Below are 18,142 nucleotides of genomic sequence, written 5' to 3'. Positions count from 1 at the left end.
CCCCGGCCGGGCGATTGGCTGCCGCAAGTGCCACGGTTTGAGGGAGGATGTGGCGGCACGATAAACTGCCATACCACAAAGGTCGGATCGCCCGACCGCGGCCCTGCGCTGCCCTCTGTTTCGAACTGTCTGGACGTAAGAAAATATCACTAAATCAGATCTTTGGTCTGTTTTCCTGCTGGCGGCCCCACACTCTGCACCGATCCTCCCGAATGGTGCGCAATACGGGGTGAGCCCCCCTCACGCCCCCGCATGCGGCCAGCCGCCCGAGCGGCGGATGCGCGTTGACGAGATGTCCACCATCGGCACGTTGACGAAACACCAGCGCGGCGCCGCGCCCCAGGCCAGCCGGTGCGATGCCCGCGCGGGCAGTTTCGCGGCGCGATAGATGCGCGCCGCCTTGGACGAGCGGGCGGATATCCGCTGCCCCGGCCGCGCGAGCACGCCCACCGGCACATGCTCCATGATCTCCTGCCAGTCCTGCCAGCGGTCGAGCTGCGCCAGGTTGTCCGCCCCCATCAGCCAGACGAAACGCACGCCGGGGTAAAGCCGCGTCAGCGCCCCCAGCGTCTCGGCGGTATAGCGCGTCCCGGTGCGCGCCTCGATATCGGTGACGGTCACGCGCGGATGTTGCATCACCTCGCGGGCCCGCGCGATGCGGGCCGCGATATCGGCGGGCCCTTCGTCCTTCAACGGGTTGCCGGGGCTGACCAGCCACCACACGGCATCCAGGCCGAAGCGCCGCAATGCCTCGCGCGTGATATGGGCGTGGCCCTCATGCGCGGGGTCGAACGACCCGCCCAGCAGGCCGATCGCCTGCCCGGCGCGTGCATGGGGCAGCGCGTGACGCATCAACACGCCGCTCATCCCGCGCGCCCATTGCCGAAATCCGCCCGTTCTGCCAATGCCTTCCGCTCCCTGCGCCCGCACACCGGCGCGGACTTTGGCAGATCGCCCGGCAACTGCCAAGGCCGCGCCGTCGCCGCAACGTCACGGAGATGGCGCAGGGTGACAATCGCGCGCGCAGCCGCTACCGCTTATACCCGTTACCCGGCCGGAGACCGCCCATGCATATTGAAAACCACACCTTCGACGAATTGCAGGTGGGCGACAGCCGCGAACTGCGCCGGCTGTGCACGCAGGACGACCTGCTGGTCTTTGCCAACGTGTCGGGCAACCACAACCCGATGCACCTGTTCAACGTCGATGGCGACGGCGATGGCGTCCCCGAGGCGGTGGCGCCGGGGATGTTCGTCGGTGCGCTCGTCTCGGCGGTGCTGGGCAACCTGCTGCCGGGGGCGGGCACGCTTTACCGCGCGCAAAGCCTTGTCTTTCACAGCCGCGCCCATGCCGGGGACGAGCTGCTCAGCCGCGTCACCGTGACCGACAAGAACGAAAAGACCTGCACCGTGACGCTGGCGACCGAGGTGCGGCGCATCGGTGACGACGCCCTGATCCTGTCCGGCGTGGCCGAGGTCGAGGCGCCGCGCCGCAAGATCAGCTATTCCAGCCACGACCTGCCCGGCCTGATCGTGCAGCGCCACCGCCATTTCGAGAAACTGCTGAAAAGGGCCGCACCGCTGCCCGCGCTGGTCACCGCCGTGATCTGCCCCGAGGAACCCAATTCGCTGGGCGGCGCGCTGCTGGCGCGGGATCATACGCTGATCGAGCCGATCCTGGTGGGCGATGCCCGCAAGATCGCCGCCTGCGCCACCGAAACGGGGGCCGACCTTGCGGGCGTCGACGTTGTCGACGTGCCCGATCACGACATGGCCGCCCGCCGCGCCGTGGCGCTGGTGAACGAGGGCCGCGCGCAGGCCTTGATGAAGGGGCACCTGCACACCGATCAATTGCTGCGCGCGACGCTGGACAAGCAGTCGGGCCTGCGCGCGGGGCGCCGGTTCACCCATGTCTTCGTGATGGATGTGCCGGGCCTCGCGCATCCGCTGCTGGTGACCGATGCCGCGATCAACATCGCGCCCGACCTGAAAACCAAGGTCGATATCGTGCAGAACGCCATCGACCTTGCGCTGTCGGTCGGTATCGACGAACCCAAGGTCGGCGTGCTGTCGGCGGTCGAGACGGTCAATCCCGACATCCCGTCCTCGATCGACGCGGCGCTGCTGTCGAAGATGGCCGAGCGCGGCCAGATCACCGGCGGGCTGGTCGAGGGGCCGCTGGCGATGGACAACGCCGTGGATATCGCGGCGGCGCGCACCAAGGGGCTGACCTCGCCGGTGGCGGGCCGGGCCGAGGTGCTGGTGGTGCCCGATATCGACGCGGGCAACATGCTGGCCAAGCAACTGGCCTTCATCAGCCATGCCGAGGCCGCGGGGCTGGTGCTGGGCGCGCGGGTGCCGATCATCCTCAACAGCCGGGCCGATGGCGACATGGCGCGGCTGGCCTCCTGCGCGGTGGCGGCTCTGCACCATTTCCGCCTGGCCGGGGGCGTATGATGGCGCATGTGCTGGTTTTGAACGCGGGGTCGTCCTCGCTGAAATTCGGGCTGTTCGACGCAGGGGCCGACCCGCAGGCGCTGGCCACCGGGCTGGTCGACCGGATCGGCGGCGCGGCACGGCTGGGCCTGCGCAACGCCGCGGGCGAACGGATGCTCGACCTTGACCTGCCGCCCGAACAGGCGCGCGACCATCACGGCGCGCTGCACGCCGCCCTGGCCGAGATCGAGGCGCGCTTTCCCGACGCGCAGGTGGTGGCGGTGGGCCACCGCATCGTGCATGGCGGCCGCGATTTCGCCGACCCGGTCGAACTGACCCCTGACGTGATTACGCGGCTGCAAAGGCTGGTGCCCTTCGCGCCGCTGCACCAGCCGCACAACCTGGCCGGTGTGCAGGCCGCGATGGCCGAGTTTCCGCAGGCCCGGCAGGTCGCCTGTTTCGACACCGCCTTTCACCGCGCGCATCCCTTCGTCAACGACACCTTCGCCCTGCCGCGCGCCTATTACGACAAGGGCGTGCGCCGCTACGGGTTTCACGGGCTCAGCTACGATTACATCTCGGGCGCGCTGCGGCAGATGGCGCCGACGCTCCATGCCGGGCGGGTGGTGGTGGCGCATCTGGGTAACGGCGCGTCGATGTGCGGGATGCTGGCGGGGCGTTCGCTGGCCTCGACGATGGGGTTTTCGGCGCTCGACGGGCTGCCGATGGGCACGCGCTCGGGGCAGCTCGACCCCGGCGTGCTGCTCTACCTGATGGAGCAGGAGGGGATGAGCGCCCCCGAGATTTCCGACCTTCTCTACAGGCAGTCCGGCCTGCTGGGCCTGTCGGGGATCAGCCACGACATGCGCACGCTCGAGGCGTCGGGCGACCCGCGCGCGCGGCAGGCGATCGACTATTTCACCTTCCGCATCCGCCGCGAACTGGGCGGGCTGGCCGCCGCGCTCGACGGGCTGGACGCGGTGGTGTTCACCGGCGGGATTGGTGAGAACTCGGCCCATATCCGCCACGAGGTCTGCACCGGCATGGGCTGGATCGGCATCGAGATCGACGAAGAGGCGAACGCGCGCAACGAAACCGTCATCAGCAGCGATTTCAGCCGCGTGCGGGTGCTGGTTATCCCCACGAACGAGGAACTGGTCATCGCCCGCGCCGCCGCCCGCGCCGGTGAGTGACGCGGCAGAGTGGGCGGGCGGAGCGGCGCCGGTCGAACGATGCACCCAGCCCGGACCGGCCGCGCAGCGGCCCGGGCATCGCACGGCCGCGGCCCTGCGATGCCCTTCGGTTTCGGACCGTTCGTAAGGGGCAGGGCGGAAGCCGTCAGTGGGTGAAATCGGTCAAACAATTGGTTTGCCGACGAAGCAGACGTCCGAAAAATCTGAAACATTCAGAAATTCTCTGCGCGACCTGTCAGTTTCGAGTGTTTTGCGCCACATGGGTGCTCTGGCCCTGGCTGTTCGTTCAACGAACCGCTTTGACCCGATGAAGCAAAGAAAGCGCGGGTCGTTCCTTGAAAACCGTGCAGAACAATCGAGCCGGCAACCATAGAGTTGCCGGCTCGCAAACCTGATCCTTGTCAGGGGCGACTGTGTCAGTCGTCCCTATTGGATGGTCCACAAAGTGGATGTGCCATCTGCGTCCGTCAGCGTTACTGTCCCGTCCCCGAGTTCGGCTTCCTGGCATTTTGTGCCGGCAAGGTTGTCCGGTGCCGTAAGCGTTCGACAAAAATCGCCATCCCTTACGGTCCATGCACCTTCAAGCTCCGTTCCGTTGGGCAGAGTCCCGGTAAGTGACCCATTAGGAGCGACGTTCACCACTGCACCACTTCCTGCCACGATCGATTTCCCCGAGATCGCGGCTGTCAAAGGGTCCATCTCGGTCGTCGCCTGAACGCATGCAGTGGTAAGCAAGCCGACACCGGCAAGCATGAAAATTTTTTGCATTGTCTATTCTCCTTTAAGTATCCAAGAGAAAAAAATGGAAGATGGAAAATTTTCAACTTTCAAGATTGACATTGGTGATTTCGCTGCGTGGTTGCTTGCTTTCATGCTGTTTCTCGAAAAGCGCGCGTTTCGACCTGCGATGCCCCTCTGTTGCGGACCATTCGGAAGGGGGGGGCAGGGCGCAAGACAGTCATCGGGCACAATCTGCCAGATCTCAGGTTTGCGGGGGCGAAGCTGCCATTTGCCGTAATCCGGGATGTTCCCCCGCCAGTTCCACGGAATGAACGCTGCGCAGGCCCGAAGTCGTGTCCCGGTCAACACCTGCGACAGATGCGCGGCCGGGGTCAGTCGAGCACGACGATGCCGGAATGCTTCTGCTTGTGCTCCGGCTCGACATGGATGGTGATCCGGGCACCCTCGATGGCCTTCTTCAGCGCGGCTTCGACACGGTCGCAGATCTCATGCGCGTCGAACACCGTCGTCTCGCCGGGCACGACGAGATGGAAGTCGATGAAGGTCGCCTGGCCGGCGTGCCGGGTCCGAAGGTCGTGCGCCTCGACCGCGCCGTTCGCCTCGGTGGAAATGATGGCGCGCACGGTGTCGAGCGTCTCCTGCGAAACGGCCTCGTCCATCAGGCCGCTGAGCGATTCCCGCACGACCTTTGACCCGGACCAGAGGATGTTCACCGCAACGAGGGCGGCCATAAGCGGATCGAGCACCCACCAGCCGGTCACGACGGCAAGAAGCACACCGAGCGCGACGCCGACCGAGGTCACGACATCCGTGAAAAGATGCTGGCCGTCCGCGACCAGTGCCGGCGAGCGGGCGATGCGTCCGCGGCTGATCAGAACCCAGGCCCAGACCGCGTTTATCACCGTCGCTGCGCCGTTGATCAGCAACCCCTCGACGGGCAGGTCCAGCGCCACGGGATTCAGGAACCCCTCGTAGGCCTCGCGCAGGATCAGCAGCGCCGCGATGATGATCATCACCCCTTCGAGCACGGCGCTGAAGAACTCGGCCTTGTGGTGGCCATAGGGGTGCGAGGCATCGGCCGGCCTTGCCGCCACGCGGATCGCGATAAGCGCAGCGATAGCGGTCGCCATATTGACGGTGCTTTCCAGGGCGTCGGAGAAAAGGGCCACCGATCCCGTCAGCCACCATGCCAGACCCTTGATGGCCAGAACGAGGGCGCCGACAAGGATGCTCCCGATGGCGAGCCTGATGGTTGTGGACAATGACGCCTCCGAAGGACGAGGGGACGACCAGTCTATCCCCGCACGCGCCTGTTGGCAATCGGGTGTCCCGCGCCCGCAGATCGCGCCCGGACGGGTCCGTGAGCGGCGGCTTTGCCCGGAAACCGCGCGGTTTCGTCGGAAAACCGCGCGGGTTTTGCATGTTTATGGCACCCGGGAATATACCCGGCGCTCAGTAATCGCGCTCGTAATAGATGCCCAGCCCGGTATCGCCGTCCGATCCCAGCCGCCCGCGCACGGTGACGCTGGGGCTGAGTTCGAGGTTCAGGTTGATGTCGGTCTCACCCTCGCCATTCACCACCACGTCGGAATAGATGTTTTCCGACAGGTATTTCCCCGCGCGCGCCTCGACATTGCCGTCGGCGTCGGTGCCGATGTCCAGGTCGTCCAGCGCCAGCGATTCCCGCAGCCGTCCGCCCATGCCCAGCCCGCTGCGCCCCGACAGCACCGCCAGCGCGTTGGCCAGTTGCACCGCCTGCAGCGGTGAAATCTCGGTCAGGTCGCGCCCGAACAGAAGCTGCGACAGAACCTCGTCCTCGGGCAGTTCGGGGGCCGAGGTCAGCGAAAGCTCGGGCGCGCTGGCCGGGCCTTCGATGGCAATCGTGATCGTGACGTCATCGGTCTGGGTGGTGGCGGAAAAGCGGATGAAGGCATCGAACGAGCCCTGCAACTGCAGCACGCCTTCGTCCAGCGTCAGCCGCTGGCCCAGGATGTCGAGCCGCCCGCGCACCAGTTCGAACCGGCCCTGCGGCACCAGCGCCGCGGTGGTGCCCAGCAGACGCAACTGCCCGCCCAGTTCCGCATCCAGCCCGCGCCCGCGCACGAAGATGCGCGATGGCGCGCGGATCGTCAGGTCGACAGGATAGGCCGCGCCGCCGCCCGCGCCCACGCCGTTGCCCGGCTCTTCGACGATCCCCGCCCATTGCCGCACCTGCCGCACCGCCGCCGGTTCGTTCACGTGGCGCAGCCCCGGCAGCCCGGCATAGCCCACACCGGACGAGGCCGGCACCCGCAGCTCGGCAGGCCCCAGCTCCAGCAGGCCCGCGATCCGCGCGCCGCCGGTCAGCGGGCCGGTCACGGTGATCTCGCCGCTCGCCGAGGTTTCGTAAAGCCGCGCCTCGCGTAGCCCGACCTCCTGCGCGACGACGCGCAGGTCGGCCGGGAACGGCGCCGACAGGCCCAGGCCGCCGGTCACGTCCAGCCGCCCGCCGCTGGAGACCGCCGCGCCTGCGGTGATCTGCGCACGCCCCGAGGCCAGCGACACCTGCGTGTCGATCCCCTCCAGCGCCAGGTTCAGCTCCGGCAGGGTCAGGCGGGCGCCGGCGGTGCTGATCCGGCCCGACAGCGAGGACAGCGCCAGCGGCCCGTCCAGCTGCAGGTCGTAGGCGGCGATCCCGCTGATGGCGCGCGGGCGCAGCCGTTCGTTGGCCAGCCCCAGCGGCGCGCGTCCCGTCATCGCCAGTGCGGCGCGGCTGAAATCCGGCGCGACATCGCCGCTTACCGCCAGCGTGGCCCCGCCCGCCGCGGTGCCGGTCACGCCAAGGCGCCAGTCGCCCGACCCGCGCATGGCGCGGCCGCCGATCTGTATCGGCCCCGACAGTTCCGGCGCGAATATGCCGCCATCGGCCAGCCGCAGCGATGCCGTCACGCGTTGGTCGGTGTCGGTCATCTCGCCATCGGCCTCGAGCGTCAGGGCCGGGGTGGTCAGTTGCAGGTCCTCGACGCTGATCCGCCCCGCGCGGTCGCGGCGCAGGCCCGTCTGCAAATCGCCCTCGCCGCGCAGCAGCAGGTCGGCATAGGGGTGGCCCAGCGTCAGGTCGCGGCTGCTGGCCTGCAGGCCGATCGTGCCCGACAGGGTGTCGAGCGCGGCGTCGATATCCGCCGTGGCCGACAGCGCCCCGCCCAGCGGCCGCCCGGCCAGCGCGGTATAGGGCGACAGGCTGCCGATCTCCATTTCGGCCTGCCCGGCCAGTTGCGCGGCGGTGTCAAGGTCTGCGATCCGCCCCTGCCATGACAGCGTGGCATCCCCCGGCAGGCTGGCCTCGGCGGTCACCTCCCAATCCGTGCCGCCGCCGGTGCCGCGCCCCTCGGCGCGCAGCCGCGATGGCCCGGACAGCCCCGGCTGGATGCGCGCGGTGTCGGTCAGCGCGGCGGTCACGTCGAACTGGCCGGTCTCGGCGCCAAGCCGCGCATTCGCGGCGATCCGGGCATGGGCGGTGGCGATTTCCAGCCCCTCGATCTCCGTGCCTTCGGTGTCGCGGCGCACCCGCATCCGCAGCCGCCCGTCGCCCTGCAACAGCGGGTCGATACGCGGCTGTCCCAGCGCCAGGTCGCGCGTGGTGCCGTCGAACGCCAGGTCGGCCTCGCCCGCGACGGGGGCGGCATCGCCGCGGATGCGCAGCCCGGCCTGACCGCCCAGCGGCACCCCCGCCAGCGCGCCGAACCGCGCCAGGTTCTGCGCATCGAGCCGCAGGTCGACATCCGCCAGCAGGTCCAGCCCGGCCTCGGGCAGGCGCAGCAGCGCATCGCCCGTCAGCCCGTAATCCGCCCCCGCCAGCCGCAGGCCGGTGATCGAGAACGGCGCGCCCTCGGCCCAGTCGAACCCCATCTGCCCGGTGATCGCATCCCCCACCGCCTGCTCCAGCGCCGGGTCGGGCAGGGCCAGCCCCTCGGCAGACAGGCGCAGGGTGCCGCCGAATGCGCCCGCGCCGCCACCCTCGGGCGGGGCCAGCCGGCCCCCGGCATCCAGTTGCAGCAGGCCGATCCGGGTGTCGGATTGCACGGCATCGCGCGCCTCGGCGCGCAACTGCCAGCGGTCGCCGCTGGCCCGGTCATAGGCCAGCCGCAGGTCGGCCTGCCCCAGCGTCAGGCCATCCTCGCCCAGCGGCACCTGCACGTCGCCACCGTCGGGGTCGGCCACCTGCCCGGTCAGGTCCAGCCGTTCGGGCCAGCCATCCGCCGCGATGGCGCCGCTGCCGCTGAGCCGGATCGCGCGGGCGCTCAATTCCAGCGCCTCAAGCAACCGCCGCCCGTCGGGCTGCCGCACCGCGTCGACGCGCAGCGCGATTTCCGGGCCGAAGAAGGCGCGATACTGCGGGGCAAAGACCGGGGCGATATCGCCGCTCAGATCGGCGCTGATCCGGCGGGTGGGGGCGGGGATGTCGCCCTCTTGCACCGCGTCGTCCTGCGTGGTGACCAGTTCGACCGTCCCGGCCAGCCGTTCCTCGCCATCGGTGGCAAGGCCGATCTCGGCGCGGAAATCGTCGATCGGGTCTTCGCCCGCGATGCGCAGGTCCAGCGACGGCTTGCCGGGCAGGTCCATCAGGGTGGCGGCGATGCCGTCGGGCCCTTCGCGGACCAGCAGCGACAGAGCCAGGTTCCGGGTTTCGTTGGCATAGCCGCCGGTCAGTTCCAGTAGCCCCTCGGGCCCGTCGAGCCGGGTCAGGCGCAGTTCGGCCTCGCCCTCGCCGCCCGACAGCGCGGCATTGCCTTCCAGCGCGACCACTGCCGCCTGCCCGAACAGTGCCGCGCCCAGCTCCACCCGGTCGAGCGCCAGTTCCTCGACATTGATCGCCACCGGCAGTTCGGGCAGGGCAAAGCCGCCGCCGGCGGTGGGCGAGGGCGGCGCGGGTTCGGTGCGGGGCGCGCGCGGGATCAGCAGTTCGGCCGCCGACAGTTCGGCCACCTCCAGCCGCCCCGACAGCAGCGCGCCGCGGTTCCAGTCCAGCACCGCGTCGCGCAGGGTCAGCCACACGCCATCGGCATCCGCAATGGTCAGCTCGTCGATGGTGGCGCGGCCCGACAAGGCGCCTTCGAACCCCTCGATCCGCACGGTGCGGCCCGCGCCGGACAGGTTGTCTTCGAGAAAGGCCTGCAGGATGCCGCGATCGCGCGCGGATTCGTCCTGCGCCGGGGCCGTGGCGGGCCACAGCAGCACCGCAAAAACCGCGCAGAACAGCGCCCGGACCGCGCGGTTTCGCCGATATGTGCGCTGCGCCCTCAAAACGCCTGCCCGATCCCGATATAGATCTGCACGCCCTCGCCGGTATCGCCCGAGACCGGCGCCGCCACGTCCAGCCGGATCGGCCCCACGATCGTGTCGTAACGCAGGCCCAGCCCGGCACCCGCGTGCCATTCGCCCGAGCCGTCATAGAATTCCTCGGCCCCGATGTAACCCGCATCGGCAAAGCCCACGATGCTGATCGCGTCGCTGACCCGCGCGCGCAACTCGCCCGACACGCCCAGGAAACTGCGCCCGCCGGTTTCGTTGCCGCCGATCTCGATCCCCAGCGACTGGTAGGGCTGGCCGCGCACGGTGCCGCCGCCGCCCGAATGGAACAGGAAACGCGGCGGCGTCTTGTCGATCCCCGCGCCCAGCACGCTGCCGAATTGCAGCCGCCCGGCCAGCACGAAACGCGCCTCTTCGTCCAGCGCGCGATAGCCGCGGGCGTCGAAGGTGATGCGCGCCCCGTCATCGGCCCCCTTGAGCGCGTAGAACGGCGTGATGTCGGCATTCAGGAAGGTGCCGCTCGTGGGGTTCAGGATGTCGTCGCGGCGGTCCCAGGTCAGGTCGACGGGCAGGGTGACGAGGGTGAAATCGCGCGTGCCGAAATCGTCGCGGGTTTCCTCGGTTTCCAGCCCCAGGCCCAGATCGGCGCTCAGCGTGTCGGAAAAGATGTGATGCGCGCCCACGGTGATGCTGGCGCGGTCGGTGAAGTAATCGGGCTCGTCCAGGCGCTCGATCTCGCCCTCGAACCAGAAGCTGGTGTCGGGGCCGTAGCTGGCCGGGCGCTCGCCGCGCACGCCAAGCCGGTAGTCGGTGCCGCCGGTCTGCCCGCCGATGCCCGCGACCTCGCCCTCGATGCGCAGCCGCTCGGCCCCGCCCAGCAGGTTGCGGTGCAGCCAGAAGGCGCTCAGCCGCAGCCCCTCGAAGCTGCTCAGCTCGGCGCCCGCGCCGAAGCGGCGGGGCCTTTCGTCGACCAGCCGCGCGGTGACGTCCATGCGGTTTTCCGGGGGCACCACCGTGCCCTCGGCCAGCTCGACCGAGCGGAAGGCGCCGGTGCGCCGCAGCCGCTGGGCCGCGCGGTCCAGCGCCTCGGGCGAAAACGGCTCGCCCTCGGGCAGGCCGGCGATCTTGCGCACGCGGCGGGTGCTGACCCGGCTGCCCGGCTGCACCTGCAACCGGCCGAAGGTGACATGCGGGCCGGGGGCCAGCGTGACGCGGGCATCCAGCCGGCGGGTCGCATGGTTGGCGGTGATCTGCTGCCCGGCAACCGCGGCCTTGGCGTATCCGGCGCTGCGCCAGTCGCCGACCGCGCCCTGCACCGCGTCCTGCACCACCAGCGACCGGGCCCGTTCGCCGGTGCGGAACTCGGGCGGCGGGGTGCTGCCGGGCGCGCGCGGTGCGATGCTGGCGGTGCCGAAACGGAACGGCCGCCCCGGATCGACGCGGATGGCCACCGTGCCGATCCGCGCGGGCGTTTCCAGCGGCGGGATCAGCGCGGCCTCGCGCCCGTCGATGCGGATCGAGATCCGGCCGCTGTAATAGCCCTGCGCATAAAGCACTTCGAGCAGGCGGGCATAGTCGCTCAGCGCCGCCGACAGCACGTCCTGCGGCGCCTCGGTTCCCTCGCGCCGGGCGGCGCGCAGCACCGAGGCGGCGTTCAGGTCGTCCTGGAGATCCTCGTTCTGCGCCCCGTCAAGCGACAGGCTCAGCCGTTCGAACGCCTGCGCGGACGGTATCGGGCCAACTGTCAATGCCAGCGACATCAGCCAAGGAATGCAGCGAAATCTGCCCACGAAATTCTGTTCCCGCCCCCGGTTCGGTCCCATGGTTCGCAGCATAGAACCTGCGCGCGCCAAGGACCATCGGGATTTCGGCGATCGGCGGAAATGTGATGGCTTGCAACGGCTTCAGGGCAGGATATCCAGCCAGAGCCAGATCGTGCCCACCGACAGCACCGTGGCGATCAGCACCGACGAGGCCGCCACCCGCTGCGCGCGGCCATACATGTTGGCAAAGACATAGGCGGTGACCCCCGGCGCCATCGACGCGGTCAGCACCGCCGAGCGCAGCGCGTCGGTCGACAGCTCGGTCAGCGTGCCCAACGTCCAGGTGATCGCGGGATGCAGCAGCAGCGAGACCGCGCAGACATAGGCGATGATGCGGAAATCGCCGTCGGGGCGATAACGGTAAAGCACGCCGCCCATGCCGAACAGCGCGCAGGGAATGGCCGCGCGCACGATCATGTCCAGCGCGCCGGTCAGCGCACCGGGCAGCGGCACGCCACCCAGGTTGACGGCAAAACCCAGCACTATGCCGATCACCAGCGCGTTGCGGAACATCGCGCGCAGCACCTTGCCGGGCAGCGCGCGGGCAGGGGCGCCGCGGGCGCGGGCGATCTCCATCGCGGTGATGCCGATGCCGAAGCAGAACGGCGAATGCAGCGCGACGATGGCATAGTTGGCCTGCAGCGCGTCGGGGCCATAGGCGCGTTCGGTCATCGCAAGGCCCAGCATCAGCGAATTGGCGAACAGGCAGGTAAAGCCGATGGCGACCGCATCCTCCCAGTCGCGCCCGAACAGGTAGCGCCCGCCCAGCAGCCCCACGGTGAACCCGGTGACCGAGCCGGTATAGAAGCTGAGCAGCAGCTCGAGGTCGAAGCTCTGGCCGAGGTCGAGGGTCGAGATCGCCTTGAACAGCAGGACGGGGATGGCGAAATTCTGGGTAAACACCATCAGCCCGTCGATGGTGCCGTTGCCGAGGAAACCGCGCCAGACCGCGACATAGCCGAAGCCCACCACGGCAAAGACCGGCAGGATGATATCGAGCAGCGCCTGCATTACCGCACCGTCGCGCCGGCGGCACGGGCAGGACGCCTCCGGCGGGAGTATTTCGGGCAAGATGAAGGGGCGGGCGCGCGCATCGGGTCAGACCGCGTATCGGATCACCATGCCGTCATAGGCGGGGGTGATGTGATCGGGGGTTTCGTCGGCGACCGTCTGGTAATCGAGGTCGATATGCATGTTGGTCAGCACCGCGCGCCGGGGGGCGGCCTGTGCGATCCAGTCGAGCGATTGTTCCAGGTGCGAATGGGTGGGATGCGGCGTGCGGCGCAGCGCGTCGAGCACCCAGCAATCCAGCCCCTGCAGCATCGGCCAGGCATCGTCGTAGATCCGCGCCACATCGGGCAGGTAGGCCAGGTCGCCCACCCGGAATCCCAGCGCGTCGATCGCGCCGTGATTGACCTTGAACGGGGTCAGGGTGATCGCGCCGCCCGCGCCCCCGATCGTGACGTCGCCCTTGATCGTGTGCATGTCGAGGATCGGGGGATAGGGGCTGTCGTCGGGCTGGATGAAGGCATAGCCGAAGCGCGAGAACAGGTCGTTCTGGGTGTCGCCATCGGCCCAGACGGGCAGGCGGCGGCGCATGTTGAAGACGATCATGCGCAGATCGTCCAGCCCGTGCACGTGGTCGGCGTGCGAATGCGTCCAGATCACGCCGTCCAGCTCGCCCACGCCGGCGTCGAGCAACTGGCTGCGCAGGTCGGGCGAGGTGTCGATCAGCACGCGGGTGATGCCGTCCCCGGTTTCGCGTTCGACCAGCATCGAGCAGCGGCGGCGGATGTTGCGGGGGTTCGCGGGGTCGCAATCGCCCCAGTGCCCGCCAAGCCGGGGCACCCCGCCGGACGATCCGCAGCCCAGGATGGTAAAGCGCAACTCGGCCATCAGGCGGCGGCCCTCCACCGGGCGGCCTTCCGGAACAGCCGGTCGAAATTCGCCTGCGTCTGCGCGGCGAATTCGGCGTAATCCATGCCGTAAAGCCCGGCCGCGACCTGCGCGGTGTGCACGGTATAGGCGGGTTCGTTGCGCTTGCCGCGACAGGGTTTCGGCGCAAGGTAGGGCGCGTCGGTTTCCACCAGCACCCGGTCGACCGGCGCGGCGGCGAAGATGTCGCGCAGCTCGGCCGATTTGGGGAAGGTGCCGATGCCCGACATCGACAGGTAAAAGCCCAGCTCCAGCGCGGTGCGCGCCAGTTCGGGGCCAGAGGAATAGCAATGCATGACGCAAGTATAGGGCTTGGCGCGGAACCCTTCGGTCAGGATGGCGGCCATGTCATCGTCGGCGGCGCGGGAGTGGATGATCAGCGGCAGGCCGGTTTCCTGCGCCGCCTGGATATGGATGCGCAGCGATTGCTTTTGCACCTCGGCCGAGTCGGCGGTGTAGTGGTAATCGAGCCCGGTTTCGCCCAGCCCAACGAATTTCGGGTGTTGCGAGAGGCGCACCAGCTCGTCCACCGAGGTCATGGGTTCCTCGGCCGCGCTCATCGGGTGGGTGCCGGCGGCGTAGAAAACCGCGCGGTTTTGCTCGGCAATCGCGCGGGCCTGCGGTTCCAGCCGCAGTTTCGTGCAGATCGTCACCATGCGCGTCACGCCCGCGTCGGTGGCGCGCGCGATCACGTCGGGCAGTTCATCCGCGAAGTCGGGGAAATCCAGGTGGCAATGGCTGTCGGTGATTTCGGGTATGTCGGTCATAGCGTCCTTCGCGCGTCACGCGGCGGTTTGCTGAATCTTGAAAACCGTATCTAGGACAAGGGCCACGGGGTCAAGGTTGACTGCCCGCGCATGGCCCACCCGCGCGCTGATCGTCTGCGCCAGTTCCGCCCAGGCGCGGCCCTGCCGCGGGCCGGGGGACAGGCGGGCGAGCAGGGCGGCCTCGCCCGGTGCGGCCTCGGTCGCGGGCGGCTGGCCCATTGCGCCGGCGCGCGCCAGCCGGGTCAGCAGCAGGTCGTTGAGGTGAAACAGCAGATCCAGCCGCGCCTCGGCCCCGCGGGCGGCGGCGGCCTCGGCCAGTTTCAGGGCGCGCTGGCGATCCAGCCGGGGCAGGGTGGCATAGAGCGCCACCAGCTCGGCATAGATCTTCAGCCCGTCGAGATTGATCAGGCGCACCGCCTCGCCCACCGAGCCGGCGCCAAGCTCGGCCAGCGCGGCGGTGTCGGCGGGGGTGTCTGCCCCGGCCTGCGCCAGTGCCAGCGCCATGTCGTCGGGCGAGAGCGTCGACAGCCGCAATTCGCGGCAGCGCGAGCGGATCGTCGGCAGCAGGCGCGAGGGCTGGTGGCTGACCAGCAGAAGCGTGGTGCGCGCGGGCGGCTCTTCGAGCATTTTCAGCAGCGCGTTGGCGGCCTGGGTGTTCATCTCGTCGGCGCTGTCGATGATGACGACACGCCGCCCGCCATCGGCGGATGAGAGCGACATGAAACGGTTGAGGCTGCGCACGTCGTCCGCAACGATCTGGTCGCGCAGGCGTTTCGTCTTTTCGTTGACCGTGCGGGTGATGTGAAACAGCCCCGGTTCCGAACGCGCGAGGATGCGCCGGGCGACCGGGTGTTCGGGATCGACATCCAGCGACGCGGGCGGTGGCGGGGCGCCGAACAGCCCGTCCTCCTGCGCGTCGGGGGTGGCCAGCAGGAAGCGCGCGATGGCCCAGGCCAGCGTCGCCTTGCCCACGCCGCGCGGGCCGGTCAGCAGCCAGCCATGGTGCAGCCGGCCGGAATTGTAGCTGTCGAGGAAGGCGCGCTGGGCCGCATTCTGCCCGATCACCCGCGCGGTTTCGCGGGGGTGGGGGGCGCCGTCGATGCGGTCGGGTTCTGGCGTGTCGCTGTCGCTCATCTCAGGCGCGGTTCTACGACGGTCAGCACATCCGCCGCAACCGCATCGACATCCTGCGCGCCGTTCACCGTGACGATGCGGTCGGGGTGCTGTGCTGCAAGGTCGCGAAAGCCCGCGCGCATCCGCGCCTGCAGATCCTGCCCGAAGGTTTCGAACCGTTCCTCGCCGCCATTGCGCCCCAGCGCGCGCGACAGCCCGGTTTCGGGGTCCATGTCGACCAGCACGGTCAGGTCGGGTTCCTGCCCGATCATCAGGTCGTGCAGCGCGTCGACCTGCGCGCGCAGGCCCGGCCCACGCAGGCCCTGGTACATCCGCGTGCTGTCGGCGAAACGGTCGCAGATCACGATTTTCCCGGCGTCCAGCGCGGGGCAGATCGTGCGTTCCAGGTGATCGCGCCGGGCGGCGGTGAACAGCAGGATCTCGGTTTCCGGCGACCAGCGGTCGGGGTCGCCTTCGAGCACGAGGCGGCGGATTTCCTCGGCGCCGGGGCTGCCGCCGGGTTCGCGCGTCAGCACCACGTCATGCCCGTGCGCGCGCAACGTGTCGGCCAGCATCCGCGCCTGGGTGGATTTGCCCGACCCGTCGATCCCTTCGAAGCTGATGAACCGCGCGGGCGTGGCGGGGGCAGGCGTCAAAACGCGCCCTCGGGCCCTTCGTTCAGCTTGCGCAGCAGAACGGACGAGGCGGTGGTGATCCGCGAGACGAAGCCGCCGCGTTCGATGGCGCGGTCGGCCACCAGCGGTATGCGGGTTTCGGGCAGGCCCTCGGGGGCGAGGATCAGCTCGGCCAGTTGCTGCCCCTTCTCGATGGGCGCGCGGATCGGCCCGGTATAGACCACCTCGGCCTCGATCTCGTCGCCGCCCAGGACCGGCACCAGCGCGGTCAGGTCCGTGGCGGGCACCAGCCCGACCTTGGGCTCGGCCCCCATCCAGACATTGGCCTCGGCGATCAGTTCGCCGCCCTGTGCAAGCCGGCGTTCGGCGAACTGGCGAAAGGCCCAGTTGACGATGGCCTGGCTTTCCTCGGCGCGGTTCTGGACGCTGGGCAGGCCGGACAGGACAAAGACGATGCGGCGGTCCCCCTGCTTGGCCGAACCGACAAGGCCATACCCCGCCTCTTGCGTGTGCCCGGTCTTGAGCCCGTCGGCGCCGATTCCCAGCCCCAGAAGCGGGTTGCGGTTACGCGTGTTCTGCGGCGCGCGGCCGTCGAAGGCGAATTCCTCTTCGGCGAACATCGGGTAGAAATCGGGAAAATCCTCGATCAGGCGGCGGGCCAGCAGGGCCAGGTCGCGCATCGACATGACATGGCCCTCGGCGGGCCAGCCGTTCGAGTTCCTGAAGGTCGAATTGGTCATGCCCATCTGCTGCGCGCGCTGCGTCATGAGCCGGGCGAACCCGTCCTCGGTGCCGTCGGGGCTGAGGGTTTCGGCGATGACGGCGCAGGCGTCGTTGCCCGACAGCACGATGATCCCGCGCAGCAGATCCTCGACGCTGACGCGGTCGGTGGTGTCGAGGAACATGGTCGAGCCGCCATAGCTCATGGCGTGGCTGGACACCGGCAGCTCTTCCTCAAGCCGCAGGCGGCCATCGCGCACCGCCTCGAACGCCATGTAGAGCGTCATCAGCTTGGACATCGAGGCCGGGGGCAAGGGCCGGTCGGCGTTTTTCGACAGCAGGATCGTGCCGGTCTTCATGTCCAGCACGAAGGCGGCCGTGGCGCGTGTGTCGAAAGCCTGCGCCGGCAGGGCAAGCAGCAGGCTCGCCAGAAGCGGGGCAAGAACGCGTTTGGCGATGCGGATCATGGCAGCGATGTCCTTTCTGGTCCTGTCAGTTGGTCACGGCATAGGCATCCTCGAAGCCCTTGGCCTTGATCTTCTTCAGCAGCGCCGCGCGCTCGGACGTGCTGGTGGCGGGGCCGACCAGCACCCGCCAGAAGGTCTTGCCCTTCGACGTCTGCTGTTTCACGGTCGGCACCATGCCCGCGGTGCGCATCGACTGCGCGGTGTTGCGGGCGTTGGTTTCCACGCTGAAGATACCGATCTGGAGATACGGTTTATCAAGGCCCGACGCGCGCGGGGCGGGCGCCGGGGCGGAGGCCTGGACGGGCGGCGGCACCGCTGCGGCACTGGCCACGGCGGGTTCGGCCCGGGGTTCGGTTTCGGCCGCGGCGATCGCGGCGCTGGCGGCGGTGATGGCGTCGGGCGCCTCGCCCGCGGGCGCCAGGGTGGTCTGCGCCACCTCGGCCGGGGCGTCGAGCGTTTCGCCGGTGCCGGCGGCGGCCTCCGGCGCCTCGGCAGGCACCTCTTCGCGGCGCAGCGCGGTGATGTTGAGATCCATCGGCTGACCGGCCAGCATGTCGAGCGCGGCGGCCGCATCGGACGAGACCTGCACCGCGGGGCCGGGGTTTTCGCGCTCGCGCCGGAACAGCGCGCCGATCACGAACTTGTCGTTTTTGGTGTTGCGGATGATGACCCGCTCGGGCTGGTCCACGTCGGGATGCGCGACCCAGACACCGCCCAGCGAGGGGCGGCCGTCCCACAGCCCCGGTTCGGTGACCTGGAACACGTCTGGCGCCTCGACGTCGCGCTCGATCAGCTTGACCGAGCGCGCGGCGGCGTTCACCTCGGCCTCGGCGGCGGGCCGTTTCTGGAAAAGGTTGAATTGCCCGGCCTCGTCGCAGCCCGCCAGCGCCAGCGCCATGGCGGTACCGACCGCCAGCCGGGATACGGTCCTTGCGGGTGTTCTGCCCATCGTGGTGATGTTCATGTCTTGCCCTCTGCCCTATGCGCGGCGTCCCGCGCGGATATGCCGGTTTGCCCGGTCGTT

General features: G+C 69.1%; 14 protein-coding genes. 2 read left to right on the top strand and 12 right to left on the bottom strand.

Annotated elements, in window-relative coordinates:
• Positions 1 to 240: 240 nt before the first annotated feature.
• Complete coding sequence (locus tag F3H87_RS17695) at positions 241 to 852, bottom strand: nicotinate-nucleotide adenylyltransferase (protein ID WP_149789158.1); 612 nt, start codon at positions 850 to 852, stop codon at positions 241 to 243.
• Between the two features lie 215 nt (positions 853 to 1,067).
• On the opposite strand from F3H87_RS17695, the gene F3H87_RS17690 reads away from it, so the two are divergent.
• Complete coding sequence (locus tag F3H87_RS17690) at positions 1,068 to 2,456, top strand: bifunctional enoyl-CoA hydratase/phosphate acetyltransferase (RefSeq protein ID WP_149789070.1); 1,389 nt, start codon at positions 1,068 to 1,070, stop codon at positions 2,454 to 2,456.
• Entirely contained in the window at positions 2,456 to 3,628 is a 1,173-nt protein-coding gene (locus tag F3H87_RS17685) for an acetate/propionate family kinase (protein WP_262974989.1), read from the top strand. Before F3H87_RS17690 ends, F3H87_RS17685 begins: the two co-directional genes overlap by 1 nt.
• Before the next feature lie 426 nt (positions 3,629 to 4,054).
• Here F3H87_RS17685 and F3H87_RS17675 read toward each other — a convergent pair whose 3' ends face one another.
• From F3H87_RS17675 to F3H87_RS17625, 11 genes are all read right to left on the bottom strand, one after another.
• A complete protein-coding gene (locus F3H87_RS17675) occupies positions 4,055 to 4,396 on the bottom strand; it encodes a hypothetical protein (protein ID WP_149789072.1) in 342 nt (113 codons plus the stop codon).
• Between the two features lie 344 nt (positions 4,397 to 4,740).
• Positions 4,741 to 5,631: a cation diffusion facilitator family transporter gene (locus tag F3H87_RS17670; protein ID WP_149789073.1), complete on the bottom strand. Its 891-nt coding sequence runs from the start codon at positions 5,629 to 5,631 to the stop codon at positions 4,741 to 4,743.
• 190 nt (positions 5,632 to 5,821) lie between these two features.
• Positions 5,822 to 9,586, bottom strand: coding sequence for a translocation/assembly module TamB domain-containing protein (locus F3H87_RS17665; RefSeq protein WP_149789074.1), 3,765 nt, complete (start codon positions 9,584 to 9,586; stop codon positions 5,822 to 5,824).
• Positions 9,587 to 9,648: 62 nt separating this feature from the next.
• Complete coding sequence (locus tag F3H87_RS17660) at positions 9,649 to 11,448, bottom strand: autotransporter assembly complex protein TamA (RefSeq protein ID WP_223228115.1); 1,800 nt, start codon at positions 11,446 to 11,448, stop codon at positions 9,649 to 9,651.
• 114 nt (positions 11,449 to 11,562) lie between these two features.
• Complete coding sequence (locus F3H87_RS17655; RefSeq protein WP_149789075.1) at positions 11,563 to 12,492, bottom strand: AEC family transporter; 930 nt, start codon at positions 12,490 to 12,492, stop codon at positions 11,563 to 11,565.
• Positions 12,493 to 12,579: 87 nt separating this feature from the next.
• Entirely contained in the window at positions 12,580 to 13,377 is a 798-nt protein-coding gene (locus F3H87_RS17650) for an MBL fold metallo-hydrolase (RefSeq protein WP_149789160.1), read from the bottom strand.
• Complete coding sequence (locus tag F3H87_RS17645; protein ID WP_149789076.1) at positions 13,377 to 14,183, bottom strand: TatD family hydrolase; 807 nt, start codon at positions 14,181 to 14,183, stop codon at positions 13,377 to 13,379. The genes F3H87_RS17650 and F3H87_RS17645 overlap by 1 nt, the downstream gene beginning before the upstream one ends.
• A 15-nt stretch (positions 14,184 to 14,198) precedes the next feature.
• Complete coding sequence (locus F3H87_RS17640) at positions 14,199 to 15,317, bottom strand: DNA polymerase III subunit delta' (protein ID WP_149789077.1); 1,119 nt, start codon at positions 15,315 to 15,317, stop codon at positions 14,199 to 14,201.
• Positions 15,314 to 15,952, bottom strand: coding sequence for a dTMP kinase (tmk, locus tag F3H87_RS17635; RefSeq protein ID WP_149789078.1), 639 nt, complete (start codon positions 15,950 to 15,952; stop codon positions 15,314 to 15,316). The genes F3H87_RS17640 and tmk overlap by 4 nt, the downstream gene beginning before the upstream one ends.
• Positions 15,949 to 17,118 (bottom strand): D-alanyl-D-alanine carboxypeptidase family protein, encoded by a 1,170-nt coding sequence (locus F3H87_RS17630; RefSeq protein ID WP_149789079.1) that lies wholly within the window; start codon positions 17,116 to 17,118, stop codon positions 15,949 to 15,951. Before F3H87_RS17630 ends, tmk begins: the two co-directional genes overlap by 4 nt.
• A 25-nt stretch (positions 17,119 to 17,143) precedes the next feature.
• Positions 17,144 to 18,082 (bottom strand): SPOR domain-containing protein, encoded by a 939-nt coding sequence (locus F3H87_RS17625; RefSeq protein WP_394852172.1) that lies wholly within the window; start codon positions 18,080 to 18,082, stop codon positions 17,144 to 17,146.
• Between the last annotated feature and the right edge of the window lie 60 nt (positions 18,083 to 18,142).

This window comes from Lutimaribacter pacificus (assembly GCF_900142185.1).
In the GTDB taxonomy this organism is placed as follows: domain Bacteria; phylum Pseudomonadota; class Alphaproteobacteria; order Rhodobacterales; family Rhodobacteraceae; genus Lutimaribacter; species Lutimaribacter pacificus.
This window is presented reverse-complemented; position numbering and strand designations above follow the sequence as displayed.